Origin of the sequence: Gulosibacter sediminis, from assembly GCF_030011715.1 — a bacterium.
Taxonomy (GTDB): Bacteria; Actinomycetota; Actinomycetes; order Actinomycetales; family Microbacteriaceae; genus Gulosibacter; species Gulosibacter sediminis.
Genome location: NZ_JASCYH010000025.1, coordinates 17,385 through 36,289, shown reverse-complemented (window position 1 = coordinate 36,289; position 18,905 = coordinate 17,385). Strand labels below are relative to the sequence as shown.

Sequence of the window (18,905 nt, the reverse complement as noted above, 5' to 3'; positions counted from 1 at the left end):
GGGGGGGGGGGGTTTCTCCGCGCGCCCGCCGCGGGGCGCCGCCCCCGCGCCCCCCGGATCAGATCGGTTTCGCCCTACTGGGTCGTGCCGCCCGGTTGGTTCGGACCGGCAAGACTGCGCTCACCGATGCAGCGGAACGCGTCGACAACGCCTCATTCGATTGGCCAGACTCCCTCGCGCTGCGCAGCACGATCGCCGACATCTGCGCCGACGTGCTCGAGATCTCGGGTGTGGCGCGCAGCCCTTCCGCCCTCGCGTTCGACGATGTGCATGCCCGTCGCGTCGCTGACCTCGCAATGTACCTGCAGCAGCATCACGGCGGCCGAGACGATGCCGCTCTTGGCGAGTTCATCGTGCGTGACGATCCGTGGCATGCGCTCACCGGGCCCTCAACTCCGGTCGCCAAATCATGACCGCCCCGCGGTTCACGCACGACGAGCCCGGCACGGGCGCTTCCGACTGGGATTGTGCGCACGAGCTCCCCGGCGTCACGACGACACAACTCCTCTCCCCGGGCGCCCCGCTCGTCGTCGTCGTCGCCCATCCTGACGATGAAACACTCGGAGCGGGCGGTCTGATTGCGACGGCGGCCGCACACGGGCATGACGTCACCGTGGTGCTCTGCAGCGACGGTGAAGCGTCGCATCCCGACTCCCGCACGCACACCCGCCAAGAACTCGCCGTGATTCGACGGCGAGAGTTCACCGCAGCTATGGACGCGCTCGGGAGCACGTCGAGGAAGTCCTGCAACCGTGTTTCGTTCACTGCGCTGGGGCTGCCCGACGGGCATGTGGGCGAGTTCGGTACCGAAATTGAGGGGGAAATTCGACGACTCGTGACTCCGGGCAGCACCATTGCATCGCCATGGCGGAGCGACGGCCATCCCGACCACGACGCGGTCGGCGAGATAGCCGCGGCAGTAGCCGCCGAGCTTGAGCTGACGCTGCTTGAATTTCCGATCTGGTACTGGCACTGGGCTCAGCCCGTCGCTGATCCTCGCTGGCGTTCCATGCGCACCTTTCGGCTCGATCCGAGCGCTGCGGGCGCAAAACGGCTTGCGATGGCCGCATATCCGTCCCAGACGACGCCGCTCTCCGCAGCGACAGAGGACGCTCCTGTGCTCACAGAGCAGTTCTTGCAGCATTTTCACCGAGACACGGAGGTGTTCCTTCGCACCGAACCCGGCTCGCTCGGAGCGCCGCAAGCACGCGAAACATTTAACTCGCTCTTCAACAGCGACCCGGATCCCTGGCGCTTCGACAGCGATTACGAGGTGCGCAAACGAGAGGTCCTGCTTACATCGCTCTCTCGTCCGGTCTACCGGCAAGCGTTGGAGCTCGGGAGCGCGACCGGCGCGCTCACCGAGCGGCTGGCGCAGCGGTGCGAATCTGTGGTCGCGACCGATGCGAGTGACGTGGCCGTCGAGCGCAGCCGTGTCCGCTTGTCGCAGTACCGGCATGTTCGTGTCGAGCAACGCGAGTTGCCCGCGGATTGGCCAGACACCGGTCCCTTCGACCTGGTTATCATGTCTGAATTCGGCTACTACCTCACTCGTATCGAGCTGGGGGAGGTCTTTGAACGGATCGAAGCGTGCGTGACGCCAGACGCACAGGTGGTGCTCTGCCATTGGTTGCACCCGATCGACGGTTGGGCGCTGGACGGGCGTGACGTGCACGACTCCGCCCGGCGACGTGGATGGACCGCGCGGGTCACGCACCACGAAGCGGACTTCCTTTTGGAAGTCTTCACATTGAACGCGTCGAGTGACTCGATATGAGGGGTCCTGCGTGCTCGGCGTTGGCGGTGGTGATTCCGGTACGCGACGAAGCTGCGCTAATCGGACAAGCGGTCGTCGCGGCACTGGCGGCGATGACCGCTGCCGAGTCGAGTTTTGGCGTCCGCACTCTCCTTGTTCTCGCATTCGACACCTGCGTCGATGACTCCGAGCTTGCCGCCCGCGCCGCATCTGCGGGCGATCCGCGGGTGGAGTTCGTGCAGCTCGAATCGGGCATGGTCGGACGAACACGCGCAGTCGGCGTCGCTACGGCGCTGGGGATCCTGAGGCTACCGCCCTCAAATGTCTGGATCGCCAACAGCGACGGCGACTCTCAAGTACCGGCCCACTGGTGCGTCGAGCAACTGCGCGAGGCAGCGGAGGGCGCCGCCGCCATAGTGGGTACGGTGATCCCGACCGCTAGTAGCGACATGAACGAAACGCTCAGCAAATGGGCAGACGACTATCGGCCGGTTGATGGGCACGAGCACGTCCATGGCGCGAACCTCGGTGTCCGAGCCGATGCGTACCTCGCGTCGGGCGGTTTCCCTCCGGTCACACACGACGAGGATGTGCATCTCGTGCAGGCTCTGCGGGCTGGAGGTTATCGCGTCGTGGCGTCCGCTCGATGTCCGGTGCGCACCTCTGCGCGGACACTCGGTCGCGCGCCGCACGGTTTCGCGGACTACCTCGCCGGGTTGCAATCGGACGCGCCACGCAGTCGTTGAGGTCTAACACAAGCGAGTCTGATAGGCCTTGCGTACAGACGAACGGAGATCTCATGGCAACAAAGAGCACATCCACGAAGACCAGCGCCCGCCGTAGCACCAGGCAGAATGCGGAGGGCGGGTTCAAGGCATCGGCATCACTCACTGACGACCTCCAACGAATACACGTTGACCTCATCGAGCTTCATCTACAGGGCAAGCAGGCGCACTGGAATGTTGTCGGCAAGAACTTCCGTGATCTCCACCGCCAACTGGACGAGATTGTCCAGAGCGCGCGTGAGTTTAGCGATGAGGTCGCCGAACGCATGCGCGCGCTCCATGCCATTCCGGACGGACGCAGCGGCACGGTGGCCAAGAACACGACGCTGCCCGAGTTCCCCGCGGGCGAAGTCGACACCGCGGACACAATCGACCTCATCACCGAGCGACTCGAAACCACAGTCGGCACGCTTCGGGACGTGCACGACAACGTCGACGAACAAGATCCGACGAGCGCCGACCTGCTGCACGCGATCATCCAACGCTTCGAGCAACTCGCCTGGATGGTGAGCGCGGAGAATCGCACACCGTCAAAGTAACCACACGACCAAACCGAACACACTAGCTGCTGGCGCCACACGCGATTGTGAAGGGAATGCCGTTGACACCTCACCCTCCGATCCGTGTGGCGAGCGTGCCCGCCAACCACGTCTACGTTCAGCACCTCCAACCGGTACATCCAGTTCGGGAGGCAGGGGTGCTTCGGCTTGAGGACCCGACACCGGCGGGCTCGGGGGCCGGGGCTGCTGCGCGGTGGTGGCCGCCGGTGATGCTCGACCCCGAATGGGTTGGGCATCACCGCGGCGAGTTCGATATTTTCCACATTCACTTCGGCTTCGACGCACGTACCCCCGAACAACTCGAAGCATTGGTTGCCGCCCTGCGGGCGGCCGGGAAACCTCTGGTCTACACGGTGCATGATCTTCGCAATCCGCATCACGAAACCGACGAACTGCACGATGCACAGATCACCGTGCTGATGAACGCGGCCGATGAACTCATCACACTCACCGACGGCGCGGCAGACGAGATTTCGCGGAGATGGCGAAGAACCGCGAGGGTACTGCCCCATCCGCACGTCGTCCCCCTCGACTCGATACCAAGATACCAACGACAGCACCGCTCACGGCGAAGCGCATTCCGCATCGGCGTTCACATCAAGAGCCTGCGCGCCAGTATGGATCCACTGCCGGTCATTCGCGCGCTTGTTGACTTGCGGCAGCGCCATGACGGTATCGTGATTCAAGTGAACGGCCACCGCGACGTGCTCGATCGAGACGGCGCGAGACGAGACCCCGTACTCGGCAGCTGGCTGGAGGAACAGGCAAAATCGGGCTGGATCGACTTGCGCGTTCACGATTATTTCTCGGATGCGGAGTTGTGGCGCTACCTGACAAGCCTTGACGCCTCGGTGCTTCCGTACCGATTCGGTACGCATTCTGGTTGGTTGGAAGCGTGCCGCGACGTGGGCACCACCGTCATCGCGCCAACCTGCGGGTACTACACGGACCAGGCACCGGTGATCTCATACCAGCACGATGAGAGCGGGTTCGATGCGGATTCGCTCCAGGCGGCCGTGCTGGCGGCAATTAGCGCACCCCCCTCCTCTGTACCGAGCGCGTCGTTTCGCCGGGCACAGCGTGAGGAGATCTCGCGCGAGCATGCGGACCTATACCGACGGCTCGTGAACACTTCCCTATGACGTGGGCGCCGCGGGCAGCCGTCACCAACGTGCGGTTCGTGCCTCGCTCTTCGATCATTCCCGCGGCCAGCGACGCCGCGCAGGCTCTGTGCCGACACCGCCGGTGACAAGACCTCGCGCGCGGAACTCGTCGAGCCAGCCCCGCATCGGCCACATCTGCCAACGCGAGAAGAATACGTTCGCATTGCGGACGATGTCATCGAGGTGTTGTATGGGGGGCGTACTCGTCTCGTGCCACTGGTGGTACGCGCGCGCCGCCCCAACCCACACGAGATCGATGCCGCAACTCGCCGCCATGTATCCGAAGTCGGTGTCCTCGCCCCCGTAGCCCGAATACTCTTCGCAGAATCCGCCAATGGTGCCCCAGGTTTCCACCGAGAGCGCAAAAGAAAGCGACCAGAACAAGTCCGGGGACTCGGCACGCGCCAGCTCGCCCGGCGCGGGTGCCGGGCGAGCTGGATGTGGCGCATCCAGCTCACCGATCGTGCCGATGGGGTAACCATCCACGCCATGCGGGTCGAGATACGTTACCGGGCCACTGAGCAGACTCCGCCCCAGGGCCGGTCGACCGGCAGCGTCAGCGTACCCGCCAACGAGCGACTGCCCCGGGATGCAATCCACGTCGAGAAATATGAGCAGTTCCGCTCCTGCCGCGATCGCCGCCGCCGCACCAAGATTCCTAGCTCGTGACAGAGGCAGTCCGAGCGGCATGCTCGGAACGTCGACGACCGTCGCGAATGGCGGGGCCATGTCACGAATCTCAGGATCGTCCATCGCGACGATGATGTAGTCGTCCGGCGCCTGCGCGGAGAGGGCGAGCCCCTCCTGCTGAGCGCGAAGGTGCGCATGTCGCCCATGTGCGATCGTGATGACTGCCGTGCGCATCATGGGTTCCCCGCGATATCCCGGATGACCGCGGCGGCCCGATCCGCACCGTGGCCATCGTTCCACGACTTCCAGTTACTGCCGTCAAGCTGTCCAGCCCGCTCAAGTAATTGGGCCCAGTCGTTACGTGCGAAGCTGTTCGCCACCATTACCGGGAGTCCGTCAGCCCGCGAAAGCGTGTGCGCCGTCATGATTTGTTCGCGGAAGGGGCGTTCCTGCGGAACTACTAAGGCGGGAACTCCGACAGCGGAAATGTCTGCGACCGCACCCTGGCCCGCATGGCTCACCACCATCGACGCGCGTCCAAGCCAATCCGCCGGGTTAGGCGACCAGTTGTCGGCACTCGTGCCCACCTCGATCCACTCCACGCCGGGTGTCTGCGCGCGAGCGGCGAGGATTTCGGGTTCACGCATGCCGCCACCGCCACCACCACCCAGGACGACTACTCGATGTATCGACGCCGGGGTGCGTCCGGGACTGTTCGCCTGGACGGAGATCGCACCCACGGCAAAGAGTTTCCCTGCCAGAGGCTGGGCAACCGGTCCCGCGCCGGGAGTGTCTGCCGTGTCGACGCGGAGCATCCCCATCGCCCACTCGGGCCACGCGCCGATGATGGCATCCGAGACATCGAAACCGAGGCGGTGCGCATGATCTGACCGCACACCTGGCAAGGCTATGCTGACGACCGGTACGCCGTGGAGGCGCGCGAACAAGGCCACCTCTACCGAAACGTCGACCACCATCGCATCCGGTGCAGTCCTGTCGATCCAGGCGGCGATCTTCGCCATTCGATGCCGTAAACCCGCGTCGTGTTTCGGCGCCCAATGCAGACGTCCGTCAGCCGTTTCGCTGCGTCCGTGACCGCTGACGTCGTCGCGCTCGAGTTGGAGCCACTGGCCCGGCCATCCCTCGGGCCGAGCCAGCGACGAGATGCCGGTGATTGGAACGCCGAGCCTGGCGGCGATCGCGCACGCCCGCCGAAGATGGCCGCGCCCGTGATGGTGAACGTAATAACCGATCACAGTGCAGGAGTTCTGCGCTTGCCCGAACTGACGGCCGCGTCGAGGACCCGTTCATACCCCGTGACCATTCGCTCCAGCGAACAGTGCGCGACGGCATGCGCGCGGACCTCGTCCCGAGGCAGTGCAGCAGCCTCGGCCGCTGCCTGCGCGAGTGCGTGCGGTTGCTCTGCCTGCACCAGACGACCAGAACTCGCCCCGATAACCTCGGGCAAAGCTCCTCGCTCGAACCCTGCTACCGGGGTGCCGCTCGAGGTAGCTTCTGCCGCCACCAGCCCGTAGGGTTCGTTCCACCGTGGCGTTACAAACGCGAGCTTCGAGTGCCTCACCACGTCCCGGAGCGTGGAGTGGTCCAGGTGCCCGAGATACCGGACTTGGGTGCCGAGCCACGGTTCGACTTCGGCCTCGAAGTAACCCTTGTCGTGCACGGGGCCGGCGATATCGAGTGACATTCCGGCTTCGAATGCGGCGCGGATCGCGTCAGCAGTGCCCTTCTCCGGAACAATCCGCCCGAACCAAATAGCTCGTTCCCCACCAGGGCCGAACCGCCACGCGTCCGTATCCACTCCGTTGAGCACAACCGTTGAGTCGACCTGATCGGCCCAGGCAAGCTGCATATGCTTGCTCACCGTAACAAAGGTCGTGTTTGCCCCTCGAACACGCATCGCCGACTCGAGCCAGTCCAGGGGTGGCGTATGGAGCGTCGTCACTAGGGGAATGCTGAGCAACCTGGACATCGCGATCGGCAAGTGATGGATACTCACGTTCAGCACCACGTCGAATCGGTTCGCGCCGGACTCGGCAAGGTCGATCATGAGCGACAAGTAGGCATGGTGCTCACGGATCCACATCTTCGGTGAGGCGCCTACATCTTGGCGCGTCGCAGTGCTCGGTTCAAACTCCGCCGCATCGTAGAACGATGCGTTCAATGACGGGTCAGAACCCCGCGCGGCGAAAAGCGTGACCTCGTGCCCTCGCTGCGCGAGTTTGGTGACGAGCATGTGTGTGTGGGCCTCAAGGCCGCCAGCGAACGGTTCGATAATCGGAAACCGCGCTGGGCCGATGATACAGATTCTCACTAACGCAGGCTCCGGAGACTTACGGGGACAGAGGTTAGTGCGATGCATGGCAGCATAGCCACCCAAGATGCACGCGAAATCATGAGCACGTCCTTGATCGGTCTTCGGTGATCGTCTCGTTCTTCATAGCATGGGGGTGCTGCTCTCGCATTTCCTGGGAGGCGGGTGGCGCGACTTGGACGTGCGACGGGACCGGGCCGCCCGGCTCATGCTCATCGCTGACCTGCACAGTGTTCGGCGAGGGGGGGGGAGGCTCTTCATGACTCGACCGTGGCGAAAGCCTGACGCCTGCCCAGGCCTCGTGGAGCAGTAGTTCGTGGAGCAGTAGTTCGTGGCAGAGCGCTCGCGCCAGCTATGGATCGCGGACATCACCCATATTCGACTTCTTACGGGGGTTTGGGACTGCTGAAGGTCTTGGTGACTCTTCTCGCAGGGCCGCAGATTCGTCCTGTGTGGTCATGATGGCTTCGAATTCGACGGGCCTCAACTTGCCGAGGACTCGCTGTCGACGGCGCCGGTGGTAGGTCCGTTCGCTCCGTGTCACGATTGCGAGGCGAAGGTCGTCGCGAGTGGCCCATCGTCGGCGGTTGAGCACGTTTTTCTGGAGCAGGGCGAAGACCGATTCCATTGCCGCGTAGTCGCCGGCAGCGCCGACCCGGCCCATGGATCGGATGAGCCCCGCCCGGTCGAGTTCGGTTTGGAAGCGCCGCGAACGAAACTGGCCGCCTCTATCGATGTGAACCGTCGTGCCGACGTGGTCGCAGCGCTGGATCGCCATCCGGAAGGCGGAGACCGCGAGCTCTGAGGTCATGCGTTTGGTGATTGAGTATGCGACGATCCGGTTCGACCAGGCATCCTTCACGGCGCACTGATAGACCTAGCGCGCACCGGTCGGGTGCTCCGAGACTTGCCTGAGCCAGAGCCAGTCAGCGCCACCCGAGGCACCGCTCTGACGCGGTGAACCCGTTCTCGGCGAGCTCATCTGCGATGAACCGGAATCCGAACGCGGGGTCATCGGTATGCACGTCGATGGCCGCGTTGGTTAAGTGGGCGTCGTCCCAGTCCCGCTGCGACACGGGATCCTGCAGACGCCGGTAATTGGGCTGTTTCACGAACTTCAGCACCCGACACGTCAGCGCGACGGGGGGAGGACCTCGACCTCCTGCTCGAGCAGCTTCACTCGCTTGCGCAACTCACGGTTATCGGCCGATTCGCTCGACGTCACGCCAACACGGCGGCCACCATCGACCTCGGCAATCTTCACCCACCGCCGCACACAGGGCTCGGAGATCGCGACGTCCTTCGCGATCTGAGCGAACGACGACTCCCTCCCCAACGCTATGGCGACGACGTCGTCCCGGAACTCCTTGGGGAACGCTTTTGGGCATGAGGACATCCTTCCAGCGGTGGGGAATCACCGCTGATCAGGAGTCACCTAACCCCTCTGCAGTCCCCAGCGCGGCTCCGCGGGCGACGACACACCCGGCCCAATCCACGCCTTTGACCGGTACCCGCCGCATCGTTCGCAGAGCAAATGGAGTCAGCAGTCGTCGACGCCGCCGCATTCCTCGTCCGGTTCGTTGTCGTTGCTCATGCGTGGGCCTCGAGGTAATCACGCAAAATCACCGCGTGATTTATCTCGGGCGACTTTGCGCCGTAGAGCAGCGTGACCGTGTCGTTTTCTCTCGCCAGGCCAAGCAGCTCGTCGACCGCATCCGGCTCCTCGTCGAGCTCGGCGCGGTACTTCGCGGCGAACTCATCCATGCGATCGGCGTCGTGGTCCCACCATTTGCGCAGCTCAGGGCTCGGCGCGACGCCCTTGCACCACTCGTCGAGCCGGGCATCGGCCTTCGCCACGCCGCGCGGCCAGAGTCGATCGACGAGCACCCGCACGCCGTCGTCGTCGCTCGCCTCGTCGTAGATTCGCTTGATTCGAAGTTGCCCCATTGCGATCCCCTCCTTCGTTTCATTTGACCACGAATGCGCGCACCGCCGCGAGTGCTCGCGCGCGGGCCACGCGGTCGCGTTAGCGTGTGAGCAAGAAGCATCGTCGCTCACTTCGGAGGGCCGCGTGCTCGCGACCGCGTCCCATTACAACCCAGTCGGCACGGTGCACGGCGGGTTCGCGGCGACACTGCTCGACTCGGCGTGCGCGACGGCGATTCACACGACGCTGCACGCCGGGCAGGCGTACACCTCGCTCGAGATCAAGGTGAACTACCTGCGCACAATCACCGAGGACACGGGCCTCGTGCACGTGCACGGCTGGGTCACGAAGTCGGGCTCGCGCGCGGGCTTCGCCGAGGCGGATGTGCGGGATGCGGACGGCCGCGTGCTCGCGACCGCGTCGAGCACCTGCGCCATCTTCGCGACCTGCTGAGTTCGGGTCCGCTACCTCAAGGCGTGGGAGCAACGGCCGACGCCAGCGCATCCGCGGCAACACCTCGTGACAGTTCGCAGAGAACCAGTCGCGAGATCGCTGGGGCGACGCGGTGCGCAACGCCGAGTTGTTCGTGATGGGACAACCCGACCACCGTCAACGCCCGTCCGTGCGACCTCGACGACTTCCTCGACTTCTCGGCAAAGCAAAACGGCCCGCCGAAGCGGGCCGTCCAGTTCTGTCTCCACACAGAGTGCGCCTGGAGGGACTCGAACCCCCAACCTTCTGATCCGTAGTCAGATGCTCTATCCATTGAGCTACAGGCGCAGGTCGCCTTGGCGACTGATCTAGCTTAGCAACGCCCTGGCGGAAGTTCAAATCCGCGCCAGAGAGTAACTTGGAGAGGTGACAACTGGGCATGCGGGCTTCTCTGAAACGGGCACCACCTGGATAGGACACCGCCGAGGCACGGGCGGCTACACGCTCGTCCAGCTCGCTATGTTCATTGCCGGGGTCGCGACGTTCGCACAGCTCTACGCGCCCCAGGCCGTGCTGCCGCAGATCGCCGAAGGATTTGGCGTCAGCACGGCCGAGTCGGCGCTCATGATCTCAGCGGGCACGCTCGGGCTCGCCCTCGCAGTGGTGCCATGGTCGCTCGTCGCCGACCGCATCGGACGCAAGCGGGCGATGTCGATCGCGATCGTCGCAGCAACGCTGCTCGCGTTCGTCACCCTCGCGATGCCGAACTTCGAGTTCGCGATCATCGTGCGCTTCTTCGAGGGCTGCGCGCTCGGCGGCGTCCCCGCCGTCGCGATGGCGTACCTCAATGAAGAAGTCCATAAGAAGGATGCGGCCGCCGCGGTCGGCACGTTCATCGCCGGCAACACGATCGGCGGCCTCTCAGGGCGCATCATCTCAGGCCCGCTCGCCGAAGCGACCGGCTCGTGGCAGTTCGGCGTGCTCGCGGTCGCGATTCTCTCGGCCATCGCATCCGTGCTCTTCATTCTGCTCGCGCCGCGGCCGAGCGGATTCCAGCCGCTGAACCAGATCAGCATCGGCGAATCGATCGCGGCGACACTGCGCAACGCGTGGCGCCACCTGCACGACCCCGTGCTCGTGTCGCTCTACGTGCAGCCATTCCTACTCATGGGCGGCTTCGTCGCGATCTACAACTACCTCGGCTTTCACCTCAGCGCGCCGCCGTTCCTGCTACCGGTGTGGGTGTCGTCGATGGTGTTTCTCGCCTACCTCGCGGGCTCGGTATCGTCGCCGTTCGCGGGGCGCATCGCGGGGCGGCACGGCCGCAAGCTTGTCATGATCGTGTGCGACCTCGTCGCCATCGCCTCGCTGTTGCTCATGCTCATCCCGAACCTTTGGGCGATCATCGTCGGCCTCGTGCTCATGACCGCGGCATTCTTCGGCTCGCACTCAACCGCATCCGGCTGGGCCGGCGCCTGGCCGACCGAGGGCCGCGCGCAGTCGACCGCCCTCTACAACCTGCTCTATTACGTCGGGTCCAGCGTGTTCGGCTACGTGGGCGGCGTCTTCTACCAGCAGTGGGGCTGGGATGCGCTCGTCTACCTCGTCGCGGGGTTGTTTGGCTCGGGCATGCTCGTCGGCATCATCGTGCTGCCGCGCAAGCCACGTGCCGCGCGCTCCTAGCGCTCGGCCGGCCGTAGGTTCGCGGCCGCCGCAGCGAAGAGCGCGTCGGTCACACGCTCGAGCGTGGCCGTACCGAACGACCAGCTGTGCCAGAACAGCGGCACGTCGATGTGGAGCGCTCCGATGCGCTCGACCGCGTCGACGAGCTGCAGCTCGGGCACCATGCCCCAGCCGAAACCGTTCGCGACGGCCTTCACGAACTCCCCCGATCCGGGCACGCGGTGCCGCGGCGGCGCGGCCCCGGGCGCGACGCGGGCGAGCAACTCTCGCTGCAGCGAGTCGGATTCGTCGTACTCGATGAGCGGGGCGGCGGCGAAGCCCGGCTGACCCTCGCCGAACCAGCGCGCGCGAAACGTGGGTGTCGCCACCGGCCGGTAGCGCATCACGCCGAGCGGGCGCACGGCGCAGCCCTGCACGGTCTCGCGGTCGGAGCTGATCGCCGCGACGACCGTGCCGTTGCGCAGCAGTTCGGCCGTGCGGCTCTGGTCGTCGCGCTGAAACTCGAACGGGATCTCGCCGGCGAGCGGGGCGAGCGCGGGCAGCACCCAGGTGATGAGCGAGTCAGAGTTCACCGCGATGGGTAGCGACGCCGTCGCATCGTCGCGAAGCACCTGCTCGGCCTCGCTCGAGAGCAGCTCGAGCTGGCGCGCTAGCCGCAGCAGGGCCGCGCCGTGCTCGGTCGCCCGCACCGGCCGGGCACGCACGACGAGCACGCGCCCGACGTCACGCTCGAGCGCACGAATGCGCTGGCTCACCGCCGACGCGGTGACGTGGAGCGCGTCGGCGGCCGCGTCGAAGGAGCCGTGGTCGACGACGGCAACGAGGGCACGAAGGCGGGCGAGATCGAGTTTCATAAGCTCTGCTTAATCTACTGAAGAAAGTTGATTATGACTTAGCCATGGCCGTTTTTACCCTGGAATGCGTGATCTACTCCCCTGGCGCCGCCCTCGCCGGCCTCGGCTTCGGCCTCTCGCTCATCATCGCCATCGGCGCCCAGAACGCCTTCGTGCTGCGCCAGGGCATCCGCCGCGAGCACGTCTTCGCGATCGCCCTGTTCTGCGCGGTCTCGGATGCGGCGCTCATCTCGCTCGGCATCTTCGGCCTCGGCGGGCTCATCGCGCTCGCGCCGTGGCTCATCGTGGTGATGCGCTGGGCCGGCGTCGTGTTCCTCGTGTTCTACGGCGCATTCGCGCTCCGCCGAGCGTTTCGTACCGAGTCGCTCGAGCCCGAGGCAGATGAGGAGGCTCGCGCGCCGCTCGGGGGGACGATGCTCGCGATCGCGGCGATCACCTGGCTCAACCCGCACGTCTACCTCGACACCGTGATGCTCATGGGTTCGGTCGCGAACTCGTATCACGAGTCCCGCTGGAGCTTCGGCGCGGGCGCCGTCCTCGGCAGCTTCGCATGGTTCTTCGGGATCGGCTATGGCGCGCGCTGGCTGCGCCCGATCTTCCGCAAACCCCGCGCCTGGCGCATCCTCGACATCGTGATCGCGCTGACGATGTTCGCGATCGCCGCGTCACTCGCGCTGGGAACGTAGCCGCCTCCTCCCCCGCGCACATGCGGTTGAGGATGGGCAGCGCCCCCGTGGTGAACACCAGCGTGACGTGCACGACGACGAACAGCACAAAGGAGAGCATGGCGTGCAAGTGCACGGCGCGGGCGACCTCGACCTGGTAGATCCTGTTGCATCGCTTCGCCTTCGCGGGCCCACAGGCCTGAGGAGAATCACTGTTGACTGAATCCACTTCGCTCGACGCGCGCGACAAGACCAACCCGAACTACGAGCTTCCGCTGCGTCGGCGATGGCGGTCAGTAGCCTCGCGCCTTCGGCGAAGCTGGTGACGCGGTAGCGCGCGTGGCTTCGACCGCGAAGCTCTCGCCCGCCACTCAGCCCTGCACAAGGAGCGCGATGAGCTGCGACTTGAAGATCGAGAGAATTTCGGAGAAATTCTCTAATGCGGACACGGAGGGATTTGAACCCTCGGTCCCCCTATTGAGGGACTCCACCTTAGCAGGGTGGTGCACTCGGCCTGACTATGCGACGTGTCCAGACTGACCAAGACTACACGATGTCGGCGGCCTGGAAAATCGGCCGCCAATATCGCCTAGAACAGGGTGTCGGTGTTGGAGCAGGTCTCTTGATCAGCGGTCTGGCCGTCGAAATCGACGCTCGGCGCTGGCTGGGTGGTGGGTCCAACCGTGCTGTCCGTCGTTGCGTCCGGGCTGTCGGTGCTCGTGGCATCGCCGGTGTCGCCGCTATCGGTGCTGCCGGCACCAGCCGAGTCGGTGCCGCCGGAGTCGCCCGTGCCGGTCGTCGCGTCGGGGCTCGCGCTCTGAATCAACGGTTGATCATCACGCAACAGCTGCCACATGACATCCGCATCGGCGGTTGGTTCGACCCGCCCAGGCGAGTAGACGGAGTCGGCCACCGGCAATCGCACGAACGCCATCGCATCATTCGGCACTTGCGCGAGGGCCGAGGCCAGGCTCACGAGCGTGTCGATGTTGTTCATATTGCTCGACAGCGTCATGTTCTGCGTCGCCGCTCGAGCGATGCCGTAGAGCTTCGTGGGGTTCGTCAGCGTCTCGTTGCTCTTCACGGTGCGGAACAGCGACGAGAGGAACACCTGCTGGTTCGTGATGCGCGCGAGGTCGGATCCGTCGCCCACGCCGTGGCGGGTGCGGAGGAACTTCAGCGCCTCCTCACCCTTGAGCGAGTGGGTGCCGGCGTCAAGGCTGAGGCCAACGTAGGTGTCCTCGATCGGCTGCTCGACGCAGACGTCGACACCGCCGACCGCATTCGACATCTCGATGACGCCGCGGAAGGTGATCATTGCGGCGTACTGAATGTCGAGGCCGCTCATCTCCTCGACCGTCGCGACGATGCAGCCCATGCCGCCTTCGTCGAGAATCGAGTTCATCATGACGCCGTAGCGCTCGGACACCTGCTCGCCGTCGTCATTCGTGCACGACGGCGTATCGACGAGGGTGTCACGCGGAATCGACACGACCGAGGCGTGCGAGTGGTCCTCCGAGAGGTGGAAGAGCATGTTCACGTCGTTGAGCGTGCCGTCGGCGTCGGGCGAGCCCTCGCCGAACTCCTCGCCCTGGCCGACTCGCGTGTCGCTGCCGACGAGCAGGACGTTCACGCCACCCTCGAACGTGTCGATGCTCGGGTCGGAGTTGTCTTCGAGCTCAAACGTGCTGACGTTGCCGAGCAGGTTCCAGTAGACGATCGTGCCGAAGGTGATGAGCGACACGAGCAGCACGGCAACAACCATGCCGACGCCCTTGCCCACGGTGCCCCACGTGCTGGTCACGGCGAGTCGCCCGTGCCGCGCCTGTGTGCCGCTCGGGGCGGCGGCGCGGGGGGAAGTGTGGTTTGCCAAGCACGGACTCCAGAGAGGGGGGACAACGGATGCGCGGAGGGCGTGGGATTCGAACCCACGGGACATTGCTGCCCACTGGTTTTCAAGACCAGCTCCTTAGGCCGCTCGGACAGCCCTCCAAACCGGCAACAATTCGATAACGAATTAGCCGGGCTGCGACATATCGTAGCCGACCTTCGCGAGGGCAAGTGCAAGACCGTCGTGATAAAAGTCCGTCGTCAGGTCACTCGCGGCGTCAATCACCTGTTGTGGCGCGTTCCCCATGGCGAAACTCCGCCCGCCAATTTCCTTCGCCCACTCGAGCATCTGGATGTCGTTGAAGCCGTCGCCGGCGACGACGACGTTGCGCCCGGAGATGCCGAGGTTCGTGCGCACCTTCTCGAGCGCGGTCGCCTTGTTCACGCCCTCGGGCGCGATGTCGAGCCACGCCGACCAGCCCACCGAGTAGGTCACCTGATGCAGGCCCGAACCCTTGACCTCGGCAACGAATTCCTCGACCGAGTGGTCCGGCGAGACCACGACGAGCCGCGTCACGGGCTGCCCGAGCAGGTCCTCAAACTTCACCTCGGTGCCCTGCGCCTCGAAGCTGCCATCAGGGAACTGACCCGAGTAACGATAGACGCCATCCGGCCCCTCGACCGCGAAGCGCGCATTGCGCAGCACGGGCCGCAGGCGGATGAGCGCATCCGTCGGGTCGAACGTCTCGACCCACGTAGCCGAGTAGTCGCTGTTCGCCGGCGCCGAGACGCCCTCGGCGCGCTCGAGCACCATTGCCCCGTTCGCAGCGACGAGGTAACGCGAGTCGAGCGAAAGGCGTTCGCGCACCGGCAGCATGTCGGCCGCTGACCGCCCCGTGGCGAGCATTACCTCGTGGCCCTCGGCGCGCAGCCGCTTGACCTGCTGTCGGGTCGCGTCGGGAATCTCGCCGTCGACATCGAGGATCGTGCCGTCGATGTCGAGAGCAATCAGCAGCTGCTCGGTCATGCGATCGGCTCCAGCACCTCGAGGCCGCCGAGGTACGGGCGCAGCGCCTCGGGTACGAGCACCGAACCGTCGGCGCGCTGGTGAGTCTCGAGAATCGCGACGAGCCAGCGAGTGGTGGCGATCGTGCCGTTCAGCGTCGCGACCGGCTGGGTCTTGCCGTCGTCGCCGCGGGTGCGGATGCCGAGGCGTCGCGTCTGGTACGTGGTGCAGTTCGACGTCGACGTGAGCTCGCGGTACGCGTCCTGCGTCGGCACCCACGCCTCAACGTCGTACTTGCGCGCGGCCGAAGAGCCGAGGTCGCCGGCCGCGGTGTCGATGACGCGGTAGTGCAGGCCGAGGGCCTGCATCATCTCTTCCTGCCAGCCGAGCATGCGCAGGTGTTCGGCCTGCGCATCCTCGGGGGTCGTGTAGACGAACATCTCGACCTTGTTGAACTGGTGCACGCGGATGATGCCGCGGGTGTCCTTGCCCGCCGAGCCGGCCTCCCGGCGGTAGCAAGTCGACCAACCGACGTAGCGCAGGGGCTCAGCGACGTCGATGATCTCGTCGGCGTGGTAGCCCGCGAGCGCGACCTCGCTCGTGCCGGTGAGGTAGAGATCGTCGGCCGGCAGGTAGTAGATCTCGTCGGCGTGCTCGCCGAGGAAGCCGGTGCCGCGCATGATTTCGGGCTTCACAAGGGTGGGCGGCGTCAGCATGATGAAGCCGTTTTCGATCGCCTTGTTGAGGCCGAGTTGCATTACGGCGAGTTCGAGCCGCGCGCCGATGCCACGCAGGTAGTCGAAGCGGGCACCCGATACCTTTGCGCCGCGCTGCATGTCGATCGCGCCGAGCAGCTCACCAATCTCGAGGTGGTCGCGCGGGGCAAAGTCGAACTCGGGCTTCGCGCCCTCGGTGCGCAGCACGATGTAGTCGTCCTCGCCGCCGGCGGGCACCTCGTCGAGCACGATGTTCTCGATCTTGCCCACCGCATCCGCGAACGCAGTCTCGGCCTCGTTGGCGCTCGCCTGCGCGTCCTTGACCTGCGCTGCGAGCTCCTGCACGGCGGCGAGCAGCGCGGGGCGCTCCTCCTTCGATGCCTTGCCGATTTCCTTCGAGCGCGCGTTCTGTTCGGCGCGCAGCGACTCGTAGCGCTGGAGGGCCTCGCGTCGCGACGAGTCCGCCGCGATCGCCTCGTCAACGGTGGCCGGGTCGTTGCCGCGGGCCGCTTGCGAACGCTTGACTACGTCGGGGGACTCTCTCAGGAGCTGAACATCGATCACCCTGCCATGCTATCGACCTCGGGAAACGGATGCCGAGCGGCGACGATTGCCGCCTAGCATGAGTGCCATGACAGCGAAGCGTGCCGCGATTGTCGCGAACCCCGTGAAGATCGATATGGCGCAGTTGCGACGCCTGCTCCCCGCGATGGAGCGCGCACACGGCTATGCCGACACGCTCATCCTCGAGACGACGGCCGACTCCCCCGGCACCGAGCAGACGCTCGAGGCGATCGACGCCGGCGTCGACGTCGTCATCGCCGCGGGCGGCGACGGCACCGTGCGCCTCGTCGCCGACGCGCTCGCGCACTCGGATGTACCGATCGGCATCATCCCCGCCGGCACCGGCAACCTGCTCGCGCGCAACCTCGGCCTCGTCGACCGGTTCAACCGCATCTTCGACCTCGAGGATGCGCTCGAGGTCGCGTTCGGCAACTGCGAGCGCCGCATCGACCTCGGTGAGGTCGACGTCGAGCGCCCCGACGGCGAGCACGAGCGCTTCCGCTTCGGCATCATCGCGGGCGTCGGCATCGACGCGGGCATGATCGAGCACACCGACGAAGAGCTCAAGGCGAAGATCGGCTGGCTCGCCTACTGCGGCGGCATCGCGCGCTGGCTGATCGGTTCGGGCGCGTTCAGCGCGCGCTACAAGATCTCGGGCGGCCACACGTGGGGCACGCGCGCCTCGAGCATCATGATCGGCAACTCGGGCAGCTTGCCCGGCGGCCTTAACCTGCTACCCGACGCCGACATTGACGACGGTCTCATCGACATGGTGATCATGCGTCCGCGCGGCCCGCTCGGCTGGTCGATGGTCGCGGCTGGGGTGATTGCCCGCAACCTACCGAGGGTGAAGCTGCCAGCGCATGGCGCGGTCAACTACTTCCAGGGCGAAGAGATTCTGCTGCGCCTCGACGGCGGCCCGCAGAACTTCGAGCTCGACGGCGACACCGAGGGTGAGGTCGTTGCGCTGCGCGCCCACACGCTCGAGGGCGCGCTCGTCGCCCGCGTGCCGGTCACGCGGTAGCGACCGGGTCGACCCGAACGCGTCAGCGGGCGCTGTCGAGTGTGTCGAACCAGCGCTGCGCCTCGGCGTAGTTCGCGTCGCTCGCGGCCGGGTCTTCGTCGACCCTCGACGCGGCCGCGCGCGGGTACGAGCCGAGGAACTTGACCGACGGGCTGTAGCGGCGCAGGCCGAGCAGCGCATCCGCCACCCGCGCGTCGTGGAGGTGCCCGTCGAGGTCGACAACGAAGCGGTAGCGGCCCGGCTGCTCGGGAATCGGCCGCGAGGTGATCATCGAGAGGTTGATACCGCGGGTCGCGAACTGCTCGAGCATCGTCATGAGCCCGCCCGGGCGTTCCTCGGGCAACTCGACGATGAGTGAAGTCTTGTCGTGGCCGGTGCGCGCCGGCACGTCCGTGCGCGTCGTCACGAGCGCGAACCGGGTGCGGGCCTGCGCGTTGTCTTGGATGTCGTCGGCGAGCACCTCGAGATCGAACCGCTCGCGGATATTCACCGGCGTCACCGCGGCGTCGATGAGGTCGGGGCGGTCGAGCAGCACCTCGGCGCTCGCGACATTGCTCGAGGCGGCGACATGGCCGTGCCCCGGCAGGGTGCGGTGCAGCCAACGGCGGCACTGGCCGTAGGCGACCGGATGCGCGGCGACGGTGTGGACGTCGTCGAGCGTCACGCCCGAGCGCACGGCGAGCGAGAAGCGCACCGGCACGACGTACTCGCCCACAATACGCAGACCTTCCATCGTCGCGAGGGCATCCTGCGACGCCGTCACGCCGCCCTCGATCGAGTTCTCAATGGCGATCATCGCGGCAAACGAGGTGCCCGTCTGCACCTCCATGAGTGCCTCGAGCACATTGGCCACGGGCTTCCACACCTTGCCTTCGGCCTCGGGGGCGAGGCGGAGCGCCATCTCGGTGAAGGTGCCCGCCGGCCCCAGGTACGAAATGGTGTCGGATGCGCTCATATGTCGAGCCTATTGCAACCAAA

17 protein-coding genes, 3 tRNA genes and 2 pseudogenes are annotated in these 18,905 nt (G+C 65.7%); 9 read left to right on the top strand and 13 right to left on the bottom strand.

The annotated features are described in order from the left end of the window. From QM019_RS08955 to QM019_RS08935, 5 genes and pseudogenes are all read left to right on the top strand, one after another. A pseudogene (locus QM019_RS08955) lies at window positions 1-413 on the top strand (hypothetical protein); the annotation flags it as partial. Next, entirely contained in the window at window positions 410-1,777 is a 1,368-nt protein-coding gene (locus QM019_RS08950) for a bifunctional PIG-L family deacetylase/class I SAM-dependent methyltransferase (protein ID WP_282852684.1), read from the top strand. The pseudogene QM019_RS08955 and the gene QM019_RS08950, both read left to right, overlap by 4 nt. A gap of 26 nt (window positions 1,778-1,803) precedes the next feature. Then, window positions 1,804-2,502, top strand: a complete 699-nt coding sequence (locus QM019_RS08945; protein WP_282826167.1) for a glycosyltransferase family 2 protein — start codon at window positions 1,804-1,806, stop codon at window positions 2,500-2,502. A gap of 53 nt (window positions 2,503-2,555) precedes the next feature. After that, a complete protein-coding gene (locus tag QM019_RS08940) occupies window positions 2,556-3,080 on the top strand; it encodes a Dps family protein (protein WP_282826169.1) in 525 nt (174 codons plus the stop codon). A 230-nt stretch (window positions 3,081-3,310) separates the two neighbouring features. Then, complete coding sequence (locus QM019_RS08935) at window positions 3,311-4,243, top strand: glycosyltransferase family protein (RefSeq protein WP_282826187.1); 933 nt, start codon at window positions 3,311-3,313, stop codon at window positions 4,241-4,243. Window positions 4,244-4,297: 54 nt separating this feature from the next. Here QM019_RS08935 and QM019_RS08930 read toward each other — a convergent pair whose 3' ends face one another. The 5 genes and pseudogenes from QM019_RS08930 to QM019_RS08910 form a co-directional block, all read right to left on the bottom strand. After that, entirely contained in the window at window positions 4,298-5,131 is an 834-nt protein-coding gene (locus tag QM019_RS08930) for a glycosyltransferase family 2 protein (protein WP_282826171.1), read from the bottom strand. After that, complete coding sequence (locus tag QM019_RS08925) at window positions 5,128-6,150, bottom strand: glycosyltransferase (RefSeq protein ID WP_282852683.1); 1,023 nt, start codon at window positions 6,148-6,150, stop codon at window positions 5,128-5,130. The genes QM019_RS08930 and QM019_RS08925 overlap by 4 nt, the downstream gene beginning before the upstream one ends. Continuing rightward, window positions 6,147-7,274 (bottom strand): glycosyltransferase, encoded by a 1,128-nt coding sequence (locus QM019_RS08920; protein ID WP_282852681.1) that lies wholly within the window; start codon window positions 7,272-7,274, stop codon window positions 6,147-6,149. Before QM019_RS08920 ends, QM019_RS08925 begins: the two co-directional genes overlap by 4 nt. Before the next feature lie 388 nt (window positions 7,275-7,662). Further along, window positions 7,663-8,622 (bottom strand): annotated as a pseudogene (locus QM019_RS08915) (DDE-type integrase/transposase/recombinase); the annotation flags it as partial. A gap of 194 nt (window positions 8,623-8,816) precedes the next feature. Then, the gene (locus QM019_RS08910) at window positions 8,817-9,173 is read right to left on the bottom strand and encodes a DUF488 domain-containing protein (RefSeq protein ID WP_282852680.1); all 357 of its coding nucleotides are present in this window, start codon (window positions 9,171-9,173) and stop codon (window positions 8,817-8,819) included. Between the two features lie 124 nt (window positions 9,174-9,297). Here QM019_RS08910 and QM019_RS08905 point away from each other — a divergent pair, with 124 nt between their 5' ends. Next, on the top strand, window positions 9,298-9,606 hold the full coding sequence (locus QM019_RS08905) for a PaaI family thioesterase (RefSeq protein WP_282852679.1): 309 nt from the start codon (window positions 9,298-9,300) through the stop codon (window positions 9,604-9,606). Between the two features lie 254 nt (window positions 9,607-9,860). Here the strand turns inward: QM019_RS08905 and QM019_RS08900 are convergent. Beyond that, a tRNA-Arg gene (locus QM019_RS08900) sits at window positions 9,861-9,933 on the bottom strand. A 78-nt stretch (window positions 9,934-10,011) separates the two neighbouring features. On the opposite strand from QM019_RS08900, the gene QM019_RS08895 reads away from it, so the two are divergent. Continuing rightward, on the top strand, window positions 10,012-11,268 hold the full coding sequence (locus QM019_RS08895; protein WP_282852678.1) for an MFS transporter: 1,257 nt from the start codon (window positions 10,012-10,014) through the stop codon (window positions 11,266-11,268). On the opposite strand, the gene QM019_RS08890 is transcribed toward QM019_RS08895, so the two are convergent. Next, window positions 11,265-12,122: an ArgP/LysG family DNA-binding transcriptional regulator gene (locus tag QM019_RS08890; protein ID WP_282852677.1), complete on the bottom strand. Its 858-nt coding sequence runs from the start codon at window positions 12,120-12,122 to the stop codon at window positions 11,265-11,267. The two genes, QM019_RS08895 and QM019_RS08890, sit on opposite strands and share 4 nt — an antisense overlap. 68 nt (window positions 12,123-12,190) lie before the next feature. Between QM019_RS08890 and QM019_RS08885 the strand changes: the two genes are divergently transcribed. Further along, the gene (locus tag QM019_RS08885) at window positions 12,191-12,808 is read left to right on the top strand and encodes a LysE/ArgO family amino acid transporter (protein WP_282852676.1); all 618 of its coding nucleotides are present in this window, start codon (window positions 12,191-12,193) and stop codon (window positions 12,806-12,808) included. 421 nt (window positions 12,809-13,229) lie between these two features. Here the strand turns inward: QM019_RS08885 and QM019_RS08880 are convergent. The 5 genes from QM019_RS08880 to serS form a co-directional block, all read right to left on the bottom strand. Further along, window positions 13,230-13,320 (bottom strand) — tRNA-Ser (locus QM019_RS08880). Window positions 13,321-13,376: 56 nt separating this feature from the next. Continuing rightward, the gene (locus QM019_RS08875) at window positions 13,377-14,660 is read right to left on the bottom strand and encodes an LCP family protein (RefSeq protein ID WP_282852675.1); all 1,284 of its coding nucleotides are present in this window, start codon (window positions 14,658-14,660) and stop codon (window positions 13,377-13,379) included. A 34-nt stretch (window positions 14,661-14,694) separates the two neighbouring features. Continuing rightward, a tRNA-Ser gene (locus QM019_RS08870) sits at window positions 14,695-14,779 on the bottom strand. Window positions 14,780-14,804: 25 nt separating this feature from the next. Continuing rightward, on the bottom strand, window positions 14,805-15,644 hold the full coding sequence (locus tag QM019_RS08865; RefSeq protein ID WP_282827491.1) for a Cof-type HAD-IIB family hydrolase: 840 nt from the start codon (window positions 15,642-15,644) through the stop codon (window positions 14,805-14,807). Beyond that, on the bottom strand, window positions 15,641-16,903 hold the full coding sequence (serS, locus tag QM019_RS08860) for a serine--tRNA ligase (protein ID WP_282827489.1): 1,263 nt from the start codon (window positions 16,901-16,903) through the stop codon (window positions 15,641-15,643). Before serS ends, QM019_RS08865 begins: the two co-directional genes overlap by 4 nt. A gap of 67 nt (window positions 16,904-16,970) precedes the next feature. Here serS and QM019_RS08855 point away from each other — a divergent pair, with 67 nt between their 5' ends. After that, a complete protein-coding gene (locus QM019_RS08855) occupies window positions 16,971-17,927 on the top strand; it encodes a diacylglycerol/lipid kinase family protein (protein ID WP_282827487.1) in 957 nt (318 codons plus the stop codon). A gap of 22 nt (window positions 17,928-17,949) precedes the next feature. Here QM019_RS08855 and pheA read toward each other — a convergent pair whose 3' ends face one another. Then, on the bottom strand, window positions 17,950-18,882 hold the full coding sequence (pheA, locus tag QM019_RS08850) for a prephenate dehydratase (RefSeq protein WP_282852674.1): 933 nt from the start codon (window positions 18,880-18,882) through the stop codon (window positions 17,950-17,952). Window positions 18,883-18,905 lie beyond the last annotated feature (23 nt).

What these genes read in the sequence shown, in the direction of transcription:
- QM019_RS08950 (WP_282852684.1), top strand. Translation starts at nt 410, where the DNA reads ATGACCGCCCCGCGGTTCACGCACGACGAGCCCGGCACGGGCGCTTCC.
- QM019_RS08940 (WP_282826169.1), top strand. Translation starts at nt 2,556, where the DNA reads ATGGCAACAAAGAGCACATCCACGAAGACCAGCGCCCGCCGTAGCACC.
- QM019_RS08935 (WP_282826187.1), top strand. Translation starts at nt 3,311, where the DNA reads ATGCTCGACCCCGAATGGGTTGGGCATCACCGCGGCGAGTTCGATATT.
- QM019_RS08930 (WP_282826171.1), bottom strand. Translation starts at nt 5,131, where the DNA reads ATGATGCGCACGGCAGTCATCACGATCGCACATGGGCGACATGCGCAC.
- QM019_RS08920 (WP_282852681.1), bottom strand. Translation starts at nt 7,274, where the DNA reads ATGCATCGCACTAACCTCTGTCCCCGTAAGTCTCCGGAGCCTGCGTTA.
- QM019_RS08910 (WP_282852680.1), bottom strand. Translation starts at nt 9,173, where the DNA reads ATGGGGCAACTTCGAATCAAGCGAATCTACGACGAGGCGAGCGACGAC.
- QM019_RS08890 (WP_282852677.1), bottom strand. Translation starts at nt 12,122, where the DNA reads ATGAAACTCGATCTCGCCCGCCTTCGTGCCCTCGTTGCCGTCGTCGAC.
- QM019_RS08865 (WP_282827491.1), bottom strand. Translation starts at nt 15,644, where the DNA reads ATGACCGAGCAGCTGCTGATTGCTCTCGACATCGACGGCACGATCCTC.
- QM019_RS08855 (WP_282827487.1), top strand. Translation starts at nt 16,971, where the DNA reads ATGACAGCGAAGCGTGCCGCGATTGTCGCGAACCCCGTGAAGATCGAT.
- pheA (WP_282852674.1), bottom strand. Translation starts at nt 18,882, where the DNA reads ATGAGCGCATCCGACACCATTTCGTACCTGGGGCCGGCGGGCACCTTC.